The sequence below is a fragment of the Streptomyces sp. NPDC093795 genome (genome assembly GCF_044764665.1).
GTDB lineage: Bacteria > Actinomycetota > Actinomycetes > Streptomycetales > Streptomycetaceae > Streptomyces.
This window is the reverse complement of the sequence record NZ_JBIWIO010000009.1, coordinates 78,640-99,321: the sequence shown is the minus strand read 5'-3', so window position 1 is coordinate 99,321 and position 20,682 is coordinate 78,640. Positions and strand designations below refer to the sequence as shown.

Sequence of the window (20,682 nt, the reverse complement as noted above, 5' to 3'; positions counted from 1 at the left end):
CGTCCGAACCCGGGATGGAAGTCCATGAGCCTGCACGGCCTGCTTGATGTCGTCGTCAAGGATGCGGCCCTCGCCGAGGCGGTGAAGGCCGCCGCCGACGGGAACCGTCCGCACGTGGACCTGGTCGGGCCGGCCGCCGCGCGGCCCTTCGCCGTCGCCGCGCTCGCCCGGGACTCGGGGCGCCCGGTGCTCGCGGTGACCGCGACCGGGCGGGAGGCCGAGGACCTCGCCGCCGCGCTGCGGTCGCTGCTCGACCCCGACACGGTCGCCGAGTACCCCTCCTGGGAGACCCTGCCGCACGAGCGTCTCTCGCCCCGCTCCGACACCGTCGGCCGCCGTCTCGCCGTGCTGCGCCGGCTGGCCCATCCCCGGGACGACGACCCGGCCGCGGGACCCGTGAGCGTCGTCGTCGCGCCCATCCGTTCCGTACTCCAGCCGCAGGTCAAGGGCCTCGGGGACCTGGAGCCCGTGAGCCTGCGGAGTGGGCAGACGGCGGACTTGAACGAGATCGTCGAGGGGCTCGCCGCCGCCGCGTACTCCCGCGTCGAGTTGGTCGAGAAGCGCGGCGAGTTCGCCGTGCGCGGCGGCATCCTGGACGTCTTCCCGCCGACCGAGGAGCACCCCCTCCGGATCGAGTTCTGGGGCGACGACATCGAGGAGATCCGCTACTTCAAGGTCGCCGACCAGCGGTCCCTGGAAGTCGCGGAGCACGGCCTCTGGGCGCCGCCCTGCCGTGAGCTGCTCCTGACGGCGGACGTACGGGAGCGGGCGCGGGCGCTCGCCGAGGAGCACCCCGAGCTGGGCGAGCTGCTCAACAAGATCGCCGAGGGGATCGCCGTCGAGGGCATGGAGTCCCTCGCCCCCGTCCTCGTCGACGACATGGAGCTGCTGCTCGACGTCCTGCCCGAGGGATCCATGGCCGTCGTCTGCGACCCGGAGCGGGTGCGGACCCGGGCATCGGACCTGGTCGCCACGAGCCAGGAGTTCCTCCAGGCCTCGTGGGCGGCGACCGCCGGCGGCGGCGAGGCCCCGATCGACGTCGGCGCGGCCTCCCTGCGGGGGATCGCGGACGTACGGGACCGGGCGCGCGAGCTGGGCATGGCGTGGTGGTCGGTGTCGCCGTTCGCGGCGGACGCCGGTGACGCCGCCGGGGACACCCTCATGCTCGGCATGCGTGCCCCGGAGTCGTACCGCGGCGACACCGCCCGCGCGCTCGCCGACACCAAGGGCTGGCTGGCCGACGGCTGGCGCACGGTGTACGTCACGGAGGCCCACGGCCCGGCGGCGCGCACGGTCGAGGTCCTCGGGGGCGAGGGCATCGCGGCCCGGCTCGCCGGGGACCTGACGGAGATCTCCCCGGCCGTCGTCCACGTCGCCTGCGGCTCCATCGACTTCGGCTTCGTCGACGCCGCGCTCAAGCTCGCCGTCCTCACCGAGACCGACCTGTCCGGGCAGAAGGCGGCCGGCAAGGACGGCCAGCGGATGCCGGCCAAGCGCCGGAAGACGATCGACCCGCTGACCCTGGAGGTCGGCGACTACATCGTGCACGAGCAGCACGGCGTCGGCCGGTACGTGGAGATGGTCCAGCGGACCGTGCAGGGCGCGACCCGCGAGTACCTCCTCGTCGAGTACGCCCCGGCGAAGCGCGGCCAGCCCGGCGACCGGCTGTACATCCCGACGGACCAGCTGGAGCAGGTCACCAAGTACGTGGGCGGCGAGGCGCCGACCCTGCACCGGCTCGGCGGCGCCGACTGGACGAAGACGAAGGCGCGCGCGAAGAAGGCCGTCAAGGAGATCGCGGCCGACCTGATCAAGCTGTACAGCGCGCGCATGGCGGCCCCCGGCCACGCCTTCGGCCCGGACACGCCCTGGCAGCGCGAGCTGGAGGACGCCTTCCCGTACGCCGAGACCCCCGACCAGCTGTCCACCATCGCCGAGGTGAAGGAGGACATGGAGAAGACGGTCCCCATGGACCGGCTGATCTGCGGCGACGTGGGCTACGGCAAGACGGAGATCGCGGTACGCGCGGCCTTCAAGGCGGTGCAGGACGGCAAGCAGGTCGCGGTCCTCGTCCCGACGACGCTGCTCGTGCAGCAGCACTTCGGCACGTTCAGCGAGCGCTACTCGCAGTTCCCGGTGAAGGTGCGGGCGCTGTCCCGCTTCCAGACGGAGACCGAGTCGAAGGCGACCCTGGAGGGGCTGCGGGACGGTTCGGTGGACATCGTCATCGGCACCCACCGCCTCTTCTCCTCCGAGACGAAGTTCAAGGACCTGGGCCTGGTCGTCGTCGACGAGGAGCAGCGCTTCGGCGTCGAGCACAAGGAGCAGCTGAAGAAGCTCCGCGCCAACGTCGACGTCCTCACCATGTCGGCCACGCCCATCCCCCGTACGCTCGAGATGGCGGTCACCGGCATCCGCGAGATGTCGACGATCACCACCCCGCCGGAGGAGCGGCACCCGGTCCTCACCTTCGTCGGCCCGTACGAGGAGAAGCAGATCGGCGCCGCGATCCGGCGTGAACTCCTGCGCGAGGGCCAGGTCTTCTACATCCACAACCGGGTCGACTCCATCGACCGCGCGGCCGCCCGTCTCCGGGAGATCGTGCCCGAGGCGCGGATCGCGACCGCGCACGGCCAGATGGGCGAGAGCGCCCTGGAACAGGTCGTGGTCGACTTCTGGGAGAAGAAGTTCGACGTCCTCGTCTCCACGACGATCGTGGAGTCCGGCATCGACATCTCCAACGCCAACACCCTGATCGTGGAGCGCGGCGACAACTTCGGCCTGTCGCAGCTCCACCAGCTGCGCGGCCGCGTGGGACGAGGGCGGGACCGCGGCTACGCGTACTTCCTCTACCCGCCGGAGAAGCCGCTGACGGAGACCGCCCACGAGCGGCTCGCGACGATCGCGCAGCACACCGAGATGGGCGCGGGCATGTACGTGGCGATGAAGGACCTGGAGATCCGTGGCGCGGGCAACCTGCTCGGCGGCGAGCAGTCCGGTCACATCGCGGGCGTCGGCTTCGACCTGTACGTACGGATGGTCGGCGAGGCGGTCGCGGACTACCGGGCGCAGATGGAGGGCGGCGCGGAGGAGGAGGCGCCGTTGGAGGTCAAGATCGAGCTGCCGGTCGACGCCCACATGCCGCACGACTACGCGCCGGGGGAGCGGCTGCGGCTCCAGGCGTACCGTTCGATCGCCTCCGCGAACTCGGAGGAGGACATCAGGGCCGTACGGGAGGAACTCACCGACCGTTACGGCAAGCTCCCCGAGCCCGTCGAGAACCTCCTCCTGGTGGCGGGCCTGCGCATGCTGGCCCGCGCGTGCGGGGTGGGCGAGATCGTCCTCCAGGGGCCCAACATCCGCTTCGCGCCGGTGGAGTTGCGCGAATCGCAGGAGCTGCGCCTGAAGCGCCTCTACCCGCGCACGGTGATCAAGCCGGCCGTCCACCAGATCCTGGTGCCGCGCCCGACGTCGGGCAAGATCGGCGGCAAGCCGGTGGTGGGCCGCGAACTCCTCGCGTGGACGGGGGAGTTCTTGACGACGATCCTCGAGTCGTAGTCAGGAGGAGCCGTACGGGTCGGGGGCGCGCGTACCTTTTCCGCGCGCCCCCGGCGGGCTCACAGCTCGTCGAGGTCCATGGCCTGGGCCATCGCCGTGTAACCGGCGTCGTTCGGGTGGAGGCCGTCGCCCGAGTCGTACGCGGGGAGGATGCGGTCCGGGTCGCTCGGGTCCGCCACCGCGCGGTCGAGGTCGACGATCGCGTCGTACGCGCCCGAGGTGCGGACCCAGTCGTTGAAGGCGTCCCGCTTGGCCTCGTTGGCCGGGGTGTCGTAGAAGGAGCCCTTGACCGGGGTCAGGGTCGCGCCGATGACCTTGAGGCCCTTGGCGTGGGCCTCGCGGATCAGGGTGCGGTGGCCCGCGATCAGGCGGTCGACGGAGACGTCGGGGGTGGGGGCGGCGGGGAAGTCCACCGTGCTGCCGCCGATGTCGTTGATGCCTTCGAAGAGGACGACGGTCCGCACGCCGGGTTCGGTGAGGACGTCCTGCCGGAAGCGGGTCAGGGCCTTCTCGCCCGCCCAGGTGGTGTCGTTGACGACCTGGTTGCCCGCGATGCCGTGGTTGAGGACGGCGCGGGGGCGGCCGGCGGCGGCGAGGCGTTCGGCGAGCTCGTCGGGGTAGCGGTGGTCGGCGTCCTGGGTGGAGCCCACGCCGTCGGTGATGGAGTCGCCGAAGGTGACGACGCCGTTCCGGCGCGCGGTGCCGTGGCCGCCGGTGACCTCGACGCCCGAGAGGTAGTACCAGGAGGCGCTGGTCTCGGTGAAGGCGGCGCCGGCCGGGTCGGCGCGGTGGTCGCCGGTGGCGCGGTAGCTGGTGGCCGAGGCGAAGTGGTGGAAGGTGGCGGGGCCCGTCCCGCCCGCCAGGTAGAGGGTGACGGTCAGCGACCCGAAGGCCTCGACGGGGAGGTTCGCGGCGTCGCTGAGGAGGGTGCCGCCGACCGGGATCGTGACGGACGGCCGGCCGTCGAAGCGCAGGTGGCGCACGGAGCCCGGACGTATCGCGCTGCCTTCGGCGGTGCGGGCGACGGTGGCGCCCGTGATCCGCAGCGGAGTGGAGCCGTAACGATTCGTCAGCTCGATCCGGGCCCGGCTGCCGCCGGTGGTGACGCGGACGACCTGGCGGACCGTGTGGTTGTCGAAGCCCTGCTGCGACCAGTTGGGGCCGAGGGGCGCGGTCGGCGACTGCGGGGACGCGGCCCAGGCGGCCCGCCAGGCCGGGCCGTGGTGGCCGGTGGCGGAGAGGGCGGAGTCGGTGCGGCCGGTGGCGGAGAGGGCGGAGTCGGTACGGGCGGTGTCGGCGAGGGCGGCCGGCGCCAGGGCGAGTGCGGCGGTGGTGACGAGGGCGAGGGTGGCGCGGCGAAGGGAATTCGACGTGTGCATGCTTGCGTCAATTACCGGCTTGCGCCGCCTATTCCCCGCGCTCCGACGGGAGTTGCTGGGTGAAGAGCAGGCCGGTGAGGGCGCGGAAGTACTCCTCGGGGTCCCGGTCGCCCAGCGCGTCCCGCACGTTGTGGGTGAGGAGCAGGGTCGCGAAGCCGTGGGCGAGGGACCAGGCGGCGATGCCCGCCGTGCGGGGGTCGGGGACGTCCCGCAGTTCCGCGATGCCCGCGCGGAGGCCGGCGGAGGCGCGTTCCTTGGCGGCGAGGAGGTCCGGGTCGTCGGCGCGCAGGAGGTCCGGCTGGAACATGACCTGGAAGTGGGCGGGGTGATCCAGCGCGAAGCACACGTACCGCACCCCGCGTTCGCGCAGGTCGGGCGCGGCGGCGAGGGCCCCGGCGAGGAGGTCGTACCCCTGGGCGGCGAGGGCCGTGAGGAGTCCGGTGCGGTCCTTGAAGTGGTGGGCGGGCGCGGCGTGGGAGACGCCCGCGCGGCGCGCGAGGTCGCGCAGGCTCAGCGCCCCGGGGCCGTCGGCGGCGATGACGTCGAGGGCGGCGGCGAGGACGGCCTGCCGCAGGTCGCCGTGGTGGTAGGTGCTCCGGCTCGTCATGGCAGCAGCGTATCCCTCATCTAGTCATTGACAAGTTCGAGGGAGCGGGCGCAGTATCTAGTCAGTGACAAGATGAGGTGGAGGGAGCACGTCGTGGAATCCGGACGCGTACGTCAGATGTGGCACCTGCTCGAACCCCTGCACGCCCTGCTCTACTACGCCCCCGAGGCCTTCGACGAGGCCGCCGCCCTCGGCTACGACACCGGCGAACGCTGGCCCTCCTACTTCGCCTGGCGCGCCGCGCCCCTCGGCGCCGCGGGCCCGGACCACGTGACCTCCGCCTTCCACAGCTTCAGCCCCGCCATGGTCGCCCGGTACGTCCCCGCCGCCTGGGACACCGCGCGCCCGGCCGAGGTCCTCGCCGCCCGGCTCCGGGCCGTCGACCGCACCTACCGGACCGTCCTGGGCGAGGACGCGGTCAAGGGCCCCGAACTCGCCGAGGCCGCCGCGCTCGCCCGCCGCGCCGCCGAGGCGGCCGGGACGCACGGGCGTCCGCTCGCCGCCGCCAACGCCGACCTGCCCTGGTCCGAGGCCCCGCACCTGGTCCTCTGGCAGGCCGCGACGGTCCTGCGCGAACACCGCGGCGACGGACACCTCGCCGCCCTGGCCGCCGCCGGCCTCGACCCGGTCGAGTCGCTCGTCTCCTTCGCGGCGATCGGAGCCGCCCCCGAGCCCGTCTTCGAGAGCCGCGGCTGGAGCCCGGCCGAGTGGTCGGCCGCGCGGGAACGGCTCGCCGCCCGGGGGCTCGTACACCCCGACAGGTCGGCCACGGACGCCGGCCGGGGCCTGCGCGCGGAGGTCGAACGGCACACGGACGAACTGGCCGCCGCCCCCTGGACCGCCCTCGGCCCCGACGACACCGCCCGCCTCGCCGACCTGCTCGGCACCCCCTGGCTCGCCGCGATCGGCTCCGGGCTGCTGCCCACGGAGAACACCCTCGGCATCGGCAAGGTGTGAGGCCCTGAAATCCGTCCCGGGTATGAGGCCCTGAAACCCGTCCCGCCTAGGATTCCAGGGTGTTGACGTACCGAAGGACCCTGACCGCCACGGCACTCGCCGTCGCCGCGCTCGTCACCACCGCCTGCTCACCGGGGGCCGACACCCCGGGAGGCGACGGCGGCGGCGCCGGGAAGCCCGCCGCGCGGGGCACGGCACTCGCCGTCGTGGACACCCTCACGGTCAAGGGGCGCGCCCCGAAGACCGGTTACGAGCGGGAGAAGTTCGGCCGCGCCTGGGCGGACGTCGACGGCAACGGCTGCGGCACCCGTGACGACATACTCAAGCGCGACCTGGCCGGCGTCCGCTTCACGGACGGCCGCTGCAAGGTCGCCTCCGGCACCCTCGCCGACGACCCGTACACCGGCACCGCCGTCGCCTACGTCCGGGGCCGCAGCAAGGTCGACATCGACCATGTCGTCGCCCTCTCCGACGCCTGGCAGAAGGGCGCGCAGAAGTGGGACACCGGGACCCGGCGGCGCTTCGCCAACGATCCGCTCAACCTGCTCGCCGTCGACGCGGTCACCAACCGCCGCAAGTCCGACGGCGACGCGGCGACGTGGCTGCCGCCGAACACGTCGTACCGCTGCCCGTACGTGGCCCGGCAGATCGCCGTGAAGAAGAAGTACGGGGTGTGGGTGACGGCGGCGGAGCGGGACGCGATGAAGCGGGTCCTCCGCACCTGCCCGCAGCAGAAGCTTCCTTAGCCGAGGTCGCTTCCCGCGACGGAAGCTTCCGTCGGAGAAACCTTCCTGCGAAAAATCGGTTGGACCGCGGGGAAACGATCTTTACCCTGCCGCCATGGACCTCAACATATCGACCCTCGCCGAGCGCCCCGAGCTGGAAGGGCCGATGTGGGACATGCTCGACCTCTGGCCCGAGTTCATGATGTACGACCCGGTCGGCTGGGCGAACATCGGCCGGATCGTGCGCGAGCTGCCCGAGTACGTCCTCATCGCCACCGACGCCGACGGCAAGGTCGTCGCCCGCGGCTTCAGCGTCCCCTTCCGGCTCGACGTGGACGGGCGCCGCGAGCTGCCCGCCCGGGGCTGGGACGAGGTGCTGCTCTGGGCGTTCTCCGACCTGAAGCACGGCCGGGAGGCCGACACCGTCAGCGCCATCGAGATCACGGTCGACACCAGCGCCCTGGGCCAGGGCGTCTCGCACCGGATGCTGGCCGCCATGCGGGCCAACGTCGTCGCGCGCGGCTTCTCCGAACTCGTCGCCCCCGTCCGCCCCAACGGCAAGCACCTGGAGGCCGGCGCCTCCATCCACGAGTACGCCTTCCGTACCCGCGAGGCCGACGGCCTGCCGCACGACGCGTGGCTCCGGGTCCATGTGCGCGCGGGCGGCGTGATCGAGGCGGTGGCCCCGGCCTCGATGACGGTCTCCGGGTCCGTCGAGCAGTGGCGCAAGTGGACCGGTCTCCCCTTCGACACCGACGGCCCCGTCGAGGTCGAGGGCGCGCTGGTTCCCGTCCACTGCGAGGCCTCGCGCGGCTACGCGGTCTATGTCGAGCCCAACGTGTGGGTCCGGCACCGCGTCACCGCCTGAGCCGCTCGCGGTACGCGGGGCCCGGAGGGTGATCTTCACGGTGGGGGATGTACCGTACGGCGTCCCCTGCCGTACACCAGTGCGCCCCGGCGCGCGCATCCGCGAGAGGTCCCACGATCGTGAACGAGGCCGTCAGCCGGGAGAAGGGCGCGGAGCCCCCGCACAGTGAGGAGCCCCCGCACCGCGAGGAGTCTCCGTACCGCGAGGAGCGTCCGCTCCGTGACGAGCTGCCGGGCCGCTGGGCCCGGACCGGGCTCGCGCTCGTTCCGCCGCTGAGCCTCGGCGTCCTCGGGTTCGTCCCGTCGCTCACGCTCGCCCTGCGCCGGGGGACCCGCGGAGACTGGCTGGCGGCGCTGCTGTTCACGGCGGTCTCGGTCGGCTGGTGCTTCCAGATCGCGCTGACTCCCGAGGAGACGCACGGCTTCCCGTACCTCCTCGACCTCGCGCTGCTCGCGACCGCCACCGTCGGCGCGGCGGCGCACTGCCTCTCCGTGAAGGAGGCCGGCCGATGAAGACCCGCCGCGCCTGGCGTACGACGGAGCGTCAGGCGGCCAAGAAGGACGCGGCGGGGTCCGCGGTCCGCGTCTCCGGGCTGCTCGCCACCGCCGCGGGGGCGCTGCGCGGCCGGGTCGGCTGGGCCCTGGGGGCCGTCCTGGTCCTGGTCCTCGGCCTGCTCGGCGCCTGGCTGTTCGCCGGTGCGGAGGACCGGGGCACCCCGCCCGACCCCCGGGCCCGCGCCTACGAGGACTACGACGCCTGCCTCCTCACCGACGAGCGGGGCATCGTGTCGGGCGCTCCGGCGGCCCCGGTCTGGGAGGGGATGCAGGCGGCGTCCCTGGACAAGCGCATCCGGGTGACGTACGTGCCGGTGATGGGGGAGCAGTCGGTGGCGAACGCCGTCCCGTTCCTCAACGGCCTGGTGCAGCGGAACTGCGAGATCGTCGTCGCCTCGGGCGCCCCGCAGGTGACGGCGGCCGAAGCGGCGGTGGAGAAGAACCCGAAGATCCGGTTCGTGACGGTCGCCCAGGAGGGCGGCGCCGCGCACGACAACCTGGTCCGGGTGGCGCCCGGAGCGTCCTTGAAGGACGACATCACGGCGACCCTGAAGCGACTGGCCTCCGGCGGCTGACGGAAGAGTTCCCTCCACTCCTTAAAGGGGAGGTAAAAAACCCTACCCTGGTGGGAACTGGTGCTCCGTCATCGGGCAGGCTCGCGAAGCTTTGTAAGCATCGCGTTAGTAAAGGCTGGCCCATGCGCATACGCCGGGTCCGTAGCCCTCGCCTGTTCCCACCGGGTCGCACCGGGAGACGCAGGCTGAGGGCTACGGCTCTTTCCGTACTCATCTCACTGTTCCTCATGATCAGCACCGAATCGGCGCTCGCCGCAGGCGTCACGCTCGAACCGGTGCGCATGCCGCAGCTGTCCCTCTCGGGGCTGTGGAAGTGGGTCCAGGAGAACCCTCTCGACACCCCTGACCAGCAGGGCGGCACGGCCCGTGGCAAGAGCCACCACGCCTCCTCCGACGCCACGAGCCTCGAAGGCGAGGCGGGGCGCAAGCCCGGCAAGGGCAAGGGCGAGCTCGACGCGTTCGAGCGGGAGACCGACCGTCCCGGCACGTCGAAGACCGGCGCCGCCCGCGGCGACGCCAAGAGCTTCGACACCCGCACCAGCGAGCGGGACGCGAAGAAGTCGACGGCGACGTCCGACTTCTACGTCAACGCCGACGGCTCCACCACCGTGCGCCACTTCCCCGGCCGTACGAACTTCAAGGGCGCCGACGGCTCGTGGAAGCCGATCGACACCCGGCTGACCGAGGACACCGACGGCCGGCTCCAGCAGCGTGCGAACTCCCTCGACGTGGAGTTCGCGCCGGACGCCGCCGACCAGCAGCTCGCCTCGGTCGACTTCGGCGCCGGACGCTCGCTCGCGTACGCGCTCAAGGGCGCCGAGCGGTCCGAGCCCACCGTCGCCGCGAACGGCACGGTGACGTACCCGGGCGTGCTGCCCGAGACCGACGTGCAGCTCGTGCCGCTCGCGGAGGGCTTCAAGGAGAACATCGTCCTGCGCTCGCCGCGGGCCGCCAACTCCTGGACCTTCCCGCTCGCGGTGCAGGGGCTCACCCCCCGCATAGCCGCCGACGGCGACGTGGAGTTCACCGACGCGAACGGCAAGGTCACCGCGACCATCCCGCACGCGTTCATGGAGGACTCCAGGATCGACCCGCGCTCGGGCGACCCCGCCCAGTCGCGGGCCGTGACCTACGAGCTCGTCACGGTGGACGGCAAGCAGGCGCTGCGGATGACCGCGGACCGCGCCTGGCTGGACGACCCGGCCCGGGTCTACCCGGTGACCGTCGACCCGACCGTGACCGCGTCGAACTCCACGTACACGCAGAACACCATCGGTGGTGACCACTCCACCGAGACGCAGATCAAGGTCGGCTCGTACGACTCGGGCACCAACAAGACGAACTCGTTCCTCCAGTTCTCGTCGCTCGGTACGACCCTGGCGGGCAAGCGGGTCACCGCCGCCACCCTGAACGTCTACGCGCTCTGGTCCTCGACCTGCGCCGCCCAGTCGTTCTCGGTGCACCCCGTCACCCAGTCCTGGACCCCGTCGGGCGTGACCAGCTACCCCGGCCCGAGCTTCGGCGCGGCCATGGGCTCGGCGACGCCCGCCCCCGGAGCCTCCTGCTCCAACACCGGGAACTCGGCGAGCGTCGGCGTGAAGATGCCGGTGAGCCTGAACACGACCTGGTTCAACCAGGTCGCCGGCGGCGCGGCCAACTACGGTCTGGCGCTGACCGCGCCGACCAACGACATGCTGCACTGGAAGAAGTTCCACTCCGACAACTCGGCGACGGCCGGCTTCCGCCCGGCCCTCGACCTGACCTACACGGCGAACACCGCCCCGCAGGTCAACGCCTCGTACCCGCCGGAGAACTTCCAGGCCAACACCCTCCAGCCGGAGCTGCTCGTCTACGCGAGCGACGCCGACAAGGGGCCGAGCCCGCTGTCGTACACCTTCGAGGTCTACGACGCCGACACCTCCGCGCTCGTCGTCACCTCCGGCGCTCTGGCCAAGAGCAACTGGAAGATCCCGGCGGGCAAGCTCAAGTGGTCGAAGAACTACGCCTGGTACGTCGGCGTCAGTGACGGCACGACGGAGATCACCCACTCCAGCCGCTTCACCACCGCCGTCCCGCAGCCGCCGGTCACCTCGGGCCTGTCGATGAACACCGACGGCCACGAGTTCGACCCGTCGGACGGCAACTACACCACCGAGGACACCGACGCCGACATCCCGGTCATCGGCCCGTCCCTGGAGATCGACCGCTCCTACAACAGCCTCGACCCCCGGATCGACGGCGCCTTCGGCGCGGGCTGGTCGACGATCGCCGACATGAAGGCCACCGAGGTCAAGGACGGCGCCGGCACGGTCACCAGCGTGGTGATCACCTACCCCGGCGGTGAGCAGGTCGCCTTCGGCCGCAACACCGACGGCACGTTCGTGCCTCCGCTGGGCCGCTACGCCCGGCTGGCACCCGCGGCCTCCCCGCTCGTCGGCTACGCGCTGACGGACAAGGACTTCACGGAGTACGGCCTCACGCAGGCCACCGCGAAGACCGGCACGTACGCGATCAAGACGATCAAGGACTTCGCCGGCCGCACCGAGGCGTTCACGTACGACGCGAACAAGCGTCTGACGAAGATCACCAACGAGACGTCGAAGCGGTCGCTCGGCCTCACCTGGTTCACCCCGGCGGGCGCGACCGTGCCGCACGTGGAGAAGGTCTTCACCGACCCGTCGACCGTGGGCGACGCCACCACGGTCCAGACCTGGCAGTACGGCTACACCGGTGACCAGCTCACCAAGGTGTGCCCGCCGGCCGACTGGACCAAGTGCACGACGTACACGTACGCCACCGGCAACCACTACCGCACCACGGTCCTGGACGCCGACCCGTTCGCGTACTGGCGTCTCGGTGAGACGTCCGGCACGGTCGCGGCCGACGCGATCGACGCCAACCAGGGCAAGTACAACGGCATCTACAAGAACGTGACCCTGGGCAGCGCCTCCGTGCTCGCCGGATCCACGCAGAAGACGGCCACGTTCAACGGCACCACCTCCTACGTGGAGATGCCGAGCGCTCCCGGCGCCACGCCGTCCTACACGTCGGTGTCGCTGTGGTTCAAGACGACCACGGCGGGCGGTGTCCTCTTCTACTACGGTGACAAGCCGCTCAGCGACCCCAACCCGGTCGCCAACACCACGAAGAACACCCCGGCCGTCTACGTCGGCATGGACGGCAAGCTGCGCGGCTGCCTGGCCATGTCGCCCGGCTGCATGTCGACGATCACGTCCACCGCGACCGTCACCGACGGCCAGTGGCACAACGCGGTCCTGACGGGTGTGGCCAACAGCCAGACCCTGTACCTCGACGGTGTCTCGCAGGGCTCCCTCGCGGGCACCATCAACGACTGGGTGCAGCCCTACATCACCCTCGGCGCCGGTGTGAACATCGACGGCTGGCCGTCGATGAACCCGAACGACAAGCTCGGGCACTTCACCGGACAGATGGCCGAGGTGGCCATCTACTCCGAGCCGCTCGTCCAGGACGTGATCTCCGCGCAGTACCAGGCCGCGAAGCGGTCCGCGGGGCTCCTTAAGACGATCACCACCCCGGGCGGCAAGACCCAGGCCTCGGTCGTCTACGGCACCGCCGACGACGTGGTCCTCCAGGCCACCGACGGCAACGGCGGTACGTGGAAGCTCAACCCGGCCACGATCACCGGCTCCTCGCAGGTGTACCGCTCGTCCGTCATGGGCACCGCCCCGGCCGGCTACTGGCGCCTGGACGACACCCAGGCCGCGGCTCAGGCCGCCAACCAGGTCAACACCGGCTTCGGCACGTACAACAACGTCACCCAGGGCGCGCAGGGCCCCTTCGGCGCGGACGACGCGACCGCGGCGACCTTCGACGGGACCGGCTCCTTCGTGGAGATCCCGTACGGCCCGCTGCACGCCAAGCCCGACCGCTCGGTCGAGCTCTGGTTCAAGACGGCCGAGCCCGGCGTGATCATGAGCGACCAGAGCGTCGCGCCGAACAGCACCACGACCCCCACCGGCAGCTGGAGCAACCTGCTCTACGTCGGCGCGGACAACAAGCTGCACGGCCACTGGTGGAGCTCCACCTGCAACGGCGGGGCCACGCTCGGTTCCACGGGCACGGTCACGGACGACAACTGGCACCACGCCGTCCTGTCGGCCGCCGGCACCACACAGACGCTCTACCTCGACGGCGTGAAGCAGGGCACCTGCACCGGCGCCCCCAACGACCAGACGACGTCCCGCACCTTCGTCGGCGCGGGCTTCGGCAGCAACTGGTACAGCTCGCCGGGCGCCGTCAGCTACTTCACCGGCTCCATCGCCGAGGTCGCGGTCCACTCCAAGGGCCTGACCGACGCCGACGTCGCCACCCACTGGTCCGCCTACAAGGCGTCCTCCGGTGTCGCCCCGGTCCGGACGGTCAAGCTGACCGACCCGAGCAACAAGACGCTGACCTACGTGTACGACGCGGAGATGGGCAACCGCCTGCTCACCGCCATCGACACCGAGGGCAAGCGGACCACCTACGGCTACGACACGGGTGGCTTCCTGCACACCGTGACCGACGCCAACGGCAACCGCTCCATCACCGGCCACGACGTACGCGGCAACGCGGTCTCCCAGACCACCTGCCAGGACACCAAGTCCAACAAGTGCTCGACGGAGTACTACACGTACTTCCCGGACGCGACCACCGTGCTGCCGACGATGGACCTGCGCAACGACCTGATGCTCACCGAGCGCGACGGCCGTTCCTCGGGACCCACGGACAACACCTATCTGACGTCGTACGCGTACGACACCGGGGGCAACCTGCTCTCGGTGACGACGCCGCCGGTGCCGGGCCACCCCAACGGGCGGACCGCGTCGACGACGTACACCACCGCCACCACCCCCGCCGCGGACACCGGCACCACGCCCGCCGGTCTGGTGGCGCAGGTGACCACCCCCGGCGGCAAGAAGACGTCGTACACGTACTACGCCAACGGTGACCTCGCGGAGATCACCGACGCCAACGGCGCCAAGGTGAAGCACACGTACGACAACATCGGCCGGCTGCTCACCAAGACCGAGACGTCCGACGCCAACCCCTCGGGCCTGACGTCCTCGCAGACGTACGACAAGAACGACCAGGTCGTCACCGACACCGACCCGAAGGTCACCAACCGGGTCACCGGCGCCGTGCACCAGGCCAGGACGACGACGGCCTACGATGCCGACGGCAACATCCTGTCCCAGACCGTCGCCGACCTCAGCGGCGGCGACACGGCGCGCACGACGTCGATGACGTACGACGCCCACAACCAGATAGCGACCAGGACGGACCCGGGCGGCGACACCACGTCGTTCGAGTACGACGCCTACGGCAACAAGGTGAAGGAGACGGACCCCGCGGGGAACGTCAACGTCTACACCTTCGACGCCGAGCAGCGCCCGCTCACCACCAGCCTGCTCAACTACACCGGCGACCCGTACAACCCGTCGCCGGCGACGACCCTCGTCCAGGAGTCGCGGGCGTACGACCCCGCGGGCCGCCTCGCGTCCATCACCGACGCCATGGGCTGGGTCACCGCGTACGCCTACACCGACGACGGCCTGGCGGCCAGCGTGGTCCGCAAGGACCCGCACACCGGCAAGTCGTTCACGGAGCAGGCGAACAGCTACGACGCCGCCGGCAACCTGATCGAGCAGATCACCGACGACGGCCAGACGCGCACCACCTTCACGGTGGACGCCGCCGACCGCACCACCATGTCCGTCCTCGACCCGAACGGGATCGCCAGGACCAGCAAGGTCGGCTACGACCCGGACGACAACGTGGTGACCGAGACGGAGTACGACCCGGCGACGGGCGACACCTCCACCACGGACAACCGCTACGACCACCTGGGCAACGTCACGGGCAACACCGTCCACGACGGCACCACCGCCCCGGTGTCGCGCTACAAGCTGGACGAGACGACCGGCTTCGGTCTGGCCGACTCCTCCGGCGGCAACAACACCGGCACCCACGGCACCGGCATGCACTGGAACACCGACCGGAGCGGCAGCGCCGCCTTCGACGGCGACATCAACTCCTGGGCACAGGCCTCGGGCCCGGCCGTGAACACGGCCGGCAGCTTCACGGTCTCCGCCTGGGCGAAGCTGTCCGACCTGACCACGGGTCGCACGGTCCTCTCCCAGGACGCCGGCAGCGTGTACGGCTTCGTGCTGTACTACGCGGCCAACACCGGCTGGGCGTTCGCCCGTCCGCGCGCGGACGCGCTGCCCCTCGCCTACGACCGGGCGGTCTCCGCCCCGTCCGCGGCGGTCGCCGGAGCCTGGACCCACCTGGTCGGCATGTACGACGCCCAGGCCTCCAAGCTGCGCCTGTACGTCAACGGCACGCTCGCCCAGGAAGTCGCCGTCAGCGGCAACTGGGAGGCGACCGGTCCGTTCCAGATCGGCCGCCACAAGATGGGCGCCGCGAACTACGACTACGAGTTCAAGGGCGGCATCGACGACGTCCAGGTCTACTCCGAGGCACTGACCGCGGCGCAGGTCACCGCCGTCAAGGGCGGCACCCTGCCGGCCGCGGGCAGCTCCGTCCGCACCACCTCGTGGAAGCTGGACCAGCGCGGTCTGCCCACCTCGGTCACGGACGCCAACGGCGCCGTCACCGACTACGGGTACGACGAGGCGGGTCAGCAGACCTCCCTCACCGCGCCGGCCGTCAACGCGGAGCAGAACGGCGGGACCCCGGTCTCCGTCCGTCCCGTCTCCATGACCGGGTACAACACCTTCGGTGAGCCGACCGAGTCCTCGGACCCGCTCGGCAACGTGACGGCGACGGCCTACGACGCCGAGGGCCAGGAGTCCTCGGTCACGTCCCCGTCCTACACCGCTCCGGGTGGCGCGACCGCCATCCAGGCCACCTCCTGGAACGAGTACAACAGGCTCGGTCAGGTCACGGCCGAGGTCGACCCCATGGGCGGCCGCACGACGTACACGTACACGCAGCTCGGCGACCTGGCCTCGGTCACGGAACCCGGCGGCGGTACGACCAAGTACACCTACTCCACCAACGGCGACCAGCTCTCGGCCACCCGGCCGAACGGCGCCCGCGAGGAGACCACCTGGGACTACCTGGGGAACCCGCTCACCAGCACGAGCATCGAGCGTCAGCCGACGCAGCGCGCGTACACGGCGATCAACGAGTTCAACGCTCCGGGCGGCGAGCTGTCCCGGACCGTGTCGCCGACCGGCGTCTCGGAGTCGTACAAGTACAACGCCGAGGGCGAGGTCACCGAGGTGACCGACGGCGCGGGCAACAAGTCCACGTTCACCTATGACATGGACGGCCAGGTCCTCAAGGCCACGGACCCGGACGGGACCAGCACGAAGAACACGTACGACGGGTTCGGCCTGCTGATCTCCTCCCAGGACCTGGACGCGAACGGCGCGGTGCTGCGCACCAGCACCTCCACGTACGACCGCGGGGGCAACCCGGTGTCGCTCACGGACGCCAGGGGACACACCGCGACCTTCACGTACGACACGACGGGTCTGGTCACCAAGGTGGTCGAGCCGGTCTCGGCCACCGAGTCGATCACGTCGACCTTCGGGTACGACGCCGCGGGCAACCGCACCCGTTTCACCGACGGCCGGGGCAACCCGTTCCTGACGACGTACAACGCGTGGGGGCTGCCGGAGTCGCAGATCGAGCCGTCGACCCCGACGCACCCCAACCTCGCGGACCGCACGTTCACCGCGACGTACGACCTCGGCGGGCGCGTCAAGGAGATGCGATCCCCGGGTGGTGTCGTCGTCTCGCACGAGTACGACGTGAAGAGCCGGCTGGTCCGCCAGTCGGGCGCGGGTGCGGAGGCCACCACGGTCGACCACACCTACGACTACGACGCGGACGACCGTCTCACCGCCGTCGCGGGCGCCGGTGACGAGAAGAACACCTTCTCGTACGACGACCGCGGTCTGCTGCTCTCCGCCAACGGTCCCTCGGGTGCCTCCTCCTTCGCCTGGAACGGCGACGGGGCGATGACCTCGCGGACCGACGCGTCGGGCACGTCGACGTACGGCTACGACACCGCGGGCCGGCTGAAGACCGTCAACGACGGTGTCAGCGGCACGACGGCCACGTACACGTACGACGTCAACAACGCCGTCACGGCGATCGACTACGGCGCCGGCAAGTCGAAGCGCTCCTTCGGCTACGACTCCCTGCAGCGGCTCACCAGCGACAAGCTGGTCTCCCCGACCGGAAAGGAGCTCTCGACCCTCACCTACGGGTGGGACGCGAACGACAACCAGACGTCGAAGAAGACCACGGGTCTCGCGGGTTCCTCCACGAACACCTACACGTACGACTGGGCCGACCGCCTGGCGTCCTGGAACAACGGGACCACGACGGAGGTCTACGGCTACGACGGGTCGGGCAACCGCACGCGCGTGGGTGGCGACACCTACACGTACGACGCCCGCAACCGGCTGACGTCGGACGGCAACAACACGTACGCGTACACCGCCCGCGGCACGATGAGTTCGGTCGTGGACGAGAGCGGCAAGGCGACCTCGGTGAAGGCCGACGCCTTCAACCGCGTGATGCAGGAGGGCGACCGCACCTACACGTACGACGGCTTCGACCGGGTGCGTGAGGCGAAGGACGAGACCGGTTCCGCGATCCACACCTTCCAGTACAGCGGCGCCGGCAACGACGTCGCCTCGGACGGTGTGACGTCCTACAGCCGGGACGCGGACGGCTCGCTGATCGGCGTCAAGACGGCCGCTTCGGCCGTGCTGGCACTGACGGACCTCCACGACGACGTGGTGGCCCAGTTCTCCGCCACGGGTGAGTCGCTGACGGGCTCGACGACGTACTCGCCGTTCGGCAAGGTCGTCCAGAGCACCGGCATGCTGGGCGCGCTCGGCTACCAGTCGGGCTGGACCGACCCGGAGACGGCCAAGGTCAACATGGCCGCGCGCTGGTACTCCCCGGAGACCGGCCAGTTCAACAGTCGTGACACGGTCGGCCTCGACCCCGTCCCGAACTCGATCGCGGCGAACCGGTACGCGTACGCGGACGGCAACCCGATGACGGGCGTCGACCCGACGGGCCACTGGTTCGAGTGGGCGAAGAAGGCCGTCAAGAAGGTCGCCAAGAAGGTCAAGAAGACCGCCAAGTCGGCCTGGAAGAAGACCAAGGCGACGGTCAAGAAGGCCGCCAAGGTCGTCAAGCGGGCCGCGAAGGCGGTCAAGAAGGCCGCCAAGAGGGTGGTCAAGCGGGCGAAGAGGGCGGTGAGGAAGGCCGTCAGGTACGTCGCCGACAGCGTCAAAAAGGTCAAGAGATACGTCAAACGGACCTATAAGCGCGTCAAGCGGTACGTCCACAAGGTCGTCAAGCACGTCAAGAAGACCGTGCGGAAGGTGGCCAAGGCGGTCAAACACGTCGCCAAGAAGGTGGTGAAGGCGGCCAAGAAGGTCGGCAGAGCCGTCAAGAAGGCGGCGAAGGCGACAGCCAACTTCGTCAAGCAGCACGCGTCGACGATCGCTTCCGTAGCCACCGGACTCGTGGTGTTCGCGGGCTGTACCGCCCTCACCGCCGGTGTCGGCGCCATCGGATGCGCGGCCCTCGCGGGCGCGGCGGCCAACGGTGTCGGCTACATGATGAGCGACGGACCGAAGTCCGTCGGCGGGTTCCTGGGGTCGGTCGTTCTCGGCGCGGCCACGGGCGCGATCGGCGGTGCGGTGGGCGGTCTGGCCGCCGGTGCCGCGGGGCGCCTGCTGAGCGGTGTCGGCGGCAAGATCGCCCAGGGCGCCGCACAGGGTGTCGCGGGCGGTGCCGCCGAAGGCGCCGTCAGCTACGGCGTGTCCTGCGTCGGCAGCGAGGAAGGCTGCAGCGTCGGAGGCGCGGCCAAGGCCACCGCGGCGGGTGCCGCGGTGGGTGGTCTGTTCGGCGCCGCCGCCGGAAAGCTGTCGAAGGGGTGCCACAGCTTCACCGGTGCCACCGCGGTGGTCATGGCGAGCGGTCTGTCGAAGCCGATCAGCCAGCTCAAGGCCGGCGACTACGTGCTGACGGCCGAGCCCGGCAAGGACACGAAGGAGGTCCACCGGGTCGAGAAGGTGCACGTCACCACGCACGACCGTGACTACGTGAAGGTGACCGTCGCGACCAAGGACGGTGCCAGGACCCTGGAGACCACCGCCCTGCACCAGATCTACAACGCCACGACGAAGACGTGGACGCGGGCGCAGGACTTCAAGGCCGGGGACCGGCTCCAGACCGGTGACGGCTCCCCCGCGAAGGTCCTGAACATCCGCACGTACAGCGACGACACCGTCACGTACGACCTGACGGTGAACGGCCTCCACACCTATCAGGTGGTCGTCGGCAAGACGCCGCTGCTGGTCCACAACTGCAACTTCCCGAGCCGGGCGGAGGAGATCCGCAAGGTCATCCACGACGGGACGAAGCGTGGCGGCCGGCCGTACAAGAACCAGACGGTCGCCGTCGTACGGGCCGACACTCCCGACGGTCCTCGGGACGTCGTGGCCGCGAGCGGCGACGGCCTCACCAAGGCGCAGGAGTCCGCGCTGAAGCCGGGCGAGGTCGCCGCGGTGAACGACCCGAGCCTGCATGCGGAAACCAACGCCATGCAGCACATCAACAATCAGCCCGGGTGGTCCTTGGCCGACGGCGGCGCGAGCCGAAACGTCTGCCCCTACTGCGAGCTCGCCATCCGGAACGCGGGTGGTAGTTTGACCGGACCGTCCTCATGGAAGGGGCGAATAAACTACATGCTCAACGGAAAAGCGAGATTCAACTTCCGTTGGGGCCAGCGTTCGTTCACGTTCGGGAAAAAATGAGGTCTCATGACTCTGCCGCATAGTCAAGCAGCCAGGGTGCAGCTGGTGCGGTGCGTTGTCGCCAAGTTCGCACCGATCATCGAGGCGGGGCTCTCCGAGGAGTGGGATGACGTCGTGCTCGATCATCCCGGCCTCCCGGAGATCACCGAAGGGCTTGCCGGTATGGCCGACCCGGCTGTGGCCGTGAGCCTCGACGACGTCGAGGAACTCACGGACTCCCTCGAGGAACTCCTCGACCTGTTCGAGGACGAGCCGATGGGGAACGCCTACTACCCCTTCAAGGCTGCGGAACTCGTCGAGCTGTACTGCCGTATGGCGACCGGTGATCTGCCCGATGACGCGCCGGTTCCGCTGGCCGAATGGGTGGACCGATTCGCCGGACACGTCGACTGGCAGCTCGACAAGAGCGGAATCGATCTGGGCCGACCGAAGTACTTCGCCGAACTCGAGCAAGAACTTCGAGCGGGTCAGGTCGGGCTCACCGGACGTGAGGACTCGAATTTCCGTGAATTCATGGAAAGTTCGAGAGACATCGGAAGCCGGTACGTCTCGGCTTTGAGGTCGGCCTTGAGCTGACGCTTTCGGGGCCGTCACTCCTCACGGGGTGGCGGCCCCGCT

General features: G+C 70.4%; 10 protein-coding genes. 8 read left to right on the top strand and 2 right to left on the bottom strand.

Going from position 1 to position 20,682, the window contains the following annotated elements:
* The first annotated feature begins 24 nt into the window (after positions 1–24).
* Positions 25–3,558 carry a transcription-repair coupling factor gene (mfd, locus tag ACIRB7_RS23755; protein WP_403602074.1) on the top strand — a complete coding sequence of 1,178 codons (3,534 nt, stop codon included), beginning with the start codon at positions 25–27 and terminating at the stop codon, positions 3,556–3,558.
* Positions 3,559–3,617: 59 nt separating this feature from the next.
* Here mfd and ACIRB7_RS23750 read toward each other — a convergent pair whose 3' ends face one another.
* Together ACIRB7_RS23750 and ACIRB7_RS23745 are read right to left on the bottom strand one after the other, a co-directional pair.
* A complete protein-coding gene (locus tag ACIRB7_RS23750) occupies positions 3,618–4,937 on the bottom strand; it encodes an SGNH/GDSL hydrolase family protein (protein ID WP_403602071.1) in 1,320 nt (439 codons plus the stop codon).
* 28 nt (positions 4,938–4,965) lie between these two features.
* Complete coding sequence (locus ACIRB7_RS23745; RefSeq protein WP_403602068.1) at positions 4,966–5,544, bottom strand: TetR/AcrR family transcriptional regulator; 579 nt, start codon at positions 5,542–5,544, stop codon at positions 4,966–4,968.
* A 117-nt stretch (positions 5,545–5,661) separates the two neighbouring features.
* Here ACIRB7_RS23745 and ACIRB7_RS23740 point away from each other — a divergent pair, with 117 nt between their 5' ends.
* The 7 genes from ACIRB7_RS23740 to ACIRB7_RS23710 all read left to right on the top strand — a co-directional run bounded on the left by ACIRB7_RS23740 (position 5,662) and on the right by ACIRB7_RS23710 (position 20,640).
* Positions 5,662–6,501 carry a hypothetical protein gene (locus tag ACIRB7_RS23740; RefSeq protein WP_403602725.1) on the top strand — a complete coding sequence of 280 codons (840 nt, stop codon included), beginning with the start codon at positions 5,662–5,664 and terminating at the stop codon, positions 6,499–6,501.
* A gap of 59 nt (positions 6,502–6,560) precedes the next feature.
* Positions 6,561–7,247, top strand: coding sequence for an HNH endonuclease family protein (locus ACIRB7_RS23735; RefSeq protein WP_403602066.1), 687 nt, complete (start codon positions 6,561–6,563; stop codon positions 7,245–7,247).
* Positions 7,248–7,341: 94 nt separating this feature from the next.
* Entirely contained in the window at positions 7,342–8,094 is a 753-nt protein-coding gene (locus ACIRB7_RS23730; protein ID WP_403602063.1) for an N-acetyltransferase, read from the top strand.
* 119 nt (positions 8,095–8,213) lie between these two features.
* Positions 8,214–8,606: a hypothetical protein gene (locus tag ACIRB7_RS23725; RefSeq protein ID WP_403602061.1), complete on the top strand. Its 393-nt coding sequence runs from the start codon at positions 8,214–8,216 to the stop codon at positions 8,604–8,606.
* On the top strand, positions 8,603–9,223 hold the full coding sequence (locus tag ACIRB7_RS23720) for a BMP family ABC transporter substrate-binding protein (protein ID WP_403602059.1): 621 nt from the start codon (positions 8,603–8,605) through the stop codon (positions 9,221–9,223). The genes ACIRB7_RS23725 and ACIRB7_RS23720 overlap by 4 nt, the downstream gene beginning before the upstream one ends.
* A 227-nt stretch (positions 9,224–9,450) precedes the next feature.
* Entirely contained in the window at positions 9,451–20,064 is a 10,614-nt protein-coding gene (locus ACIRB7_RS23715) for a LamG-like jellyroll fold domain-containing protein (RefSeq protein ID WP_403602056.1), read from the top strand.
* A 6-nt stretch (positions 20,065–20,070) separates the two neighbouring features.
* Positions 20,071–20,640 (top strand): hypothetical protein, encoded by a 570-nt coding sequence (locus tag ACIRB7_RS23710; RefSeq protein WP_403602053.1) that lies wholly within the window; start codon positions 20,071–20,073, stop codon positions 20,638–20,640.
* The last annotated feature ends 42 nt before the right edge of the window (positions 20,641–20,682 follow it).

Coding starts and splice junctions, on each gene's coding strand:
- mfd (WP_403602074.1), top strand. CDS start 25: ATGAGCCTGCACGGCCTGCTTGATGTCGTCGTCAAGGATGCGGCCCTC.
- ACIRB7_RS23750 (WP_403602071.1), bottom strand. CDS start 4,937: ATGCACACGTCGAATTCCCTTCGCCGCGCCACCCTCGCCCTCGTCACC.
- ACIRB7_RS23745 (WP_403602068.1), bottom strand. CDS start 5,544: ATGACGAGCCGGAGCACCTACCACCACGGCGACCTGCGGCAGGCCGTC.
- ACIRB7_RS23740 (WP_403602725.1), top strand. CDS start 5,662: ATGTGGCACCTGCTCGAACCCCTGCACGCCCTGCTCTACTACGCCCCC.
- ACIRB7_RS23730 (WP_403602063.1), top strand. CDS start 7,342: ATGGACCTCAACATATCGACCCTCGCCGAGCGCCCCGAGCTGGAAGGG.
- ACIRB7_RS23720 (WP_403602059.1), top strand. CDS start 8,603: ATGAAGACCCGCCGCGCCTGGCGTACGACGGAGCGTCAGGCGGCCAAG.
- ACIRB7_RS23715 (WP_403602056.1), top strand. CDS start 9,451: ATGATCAGCACCGAATCGGCGCTCGCCGCAGGCGTCACGCTCGAACCG.
- ACIRB7_RS23710 (WP_403602053.1), top strand. CDS start 20,071: ATGACTCTGCCGCATAGTCAAGCAGCCAGGGTGCAGCTGGTGCGGTGC.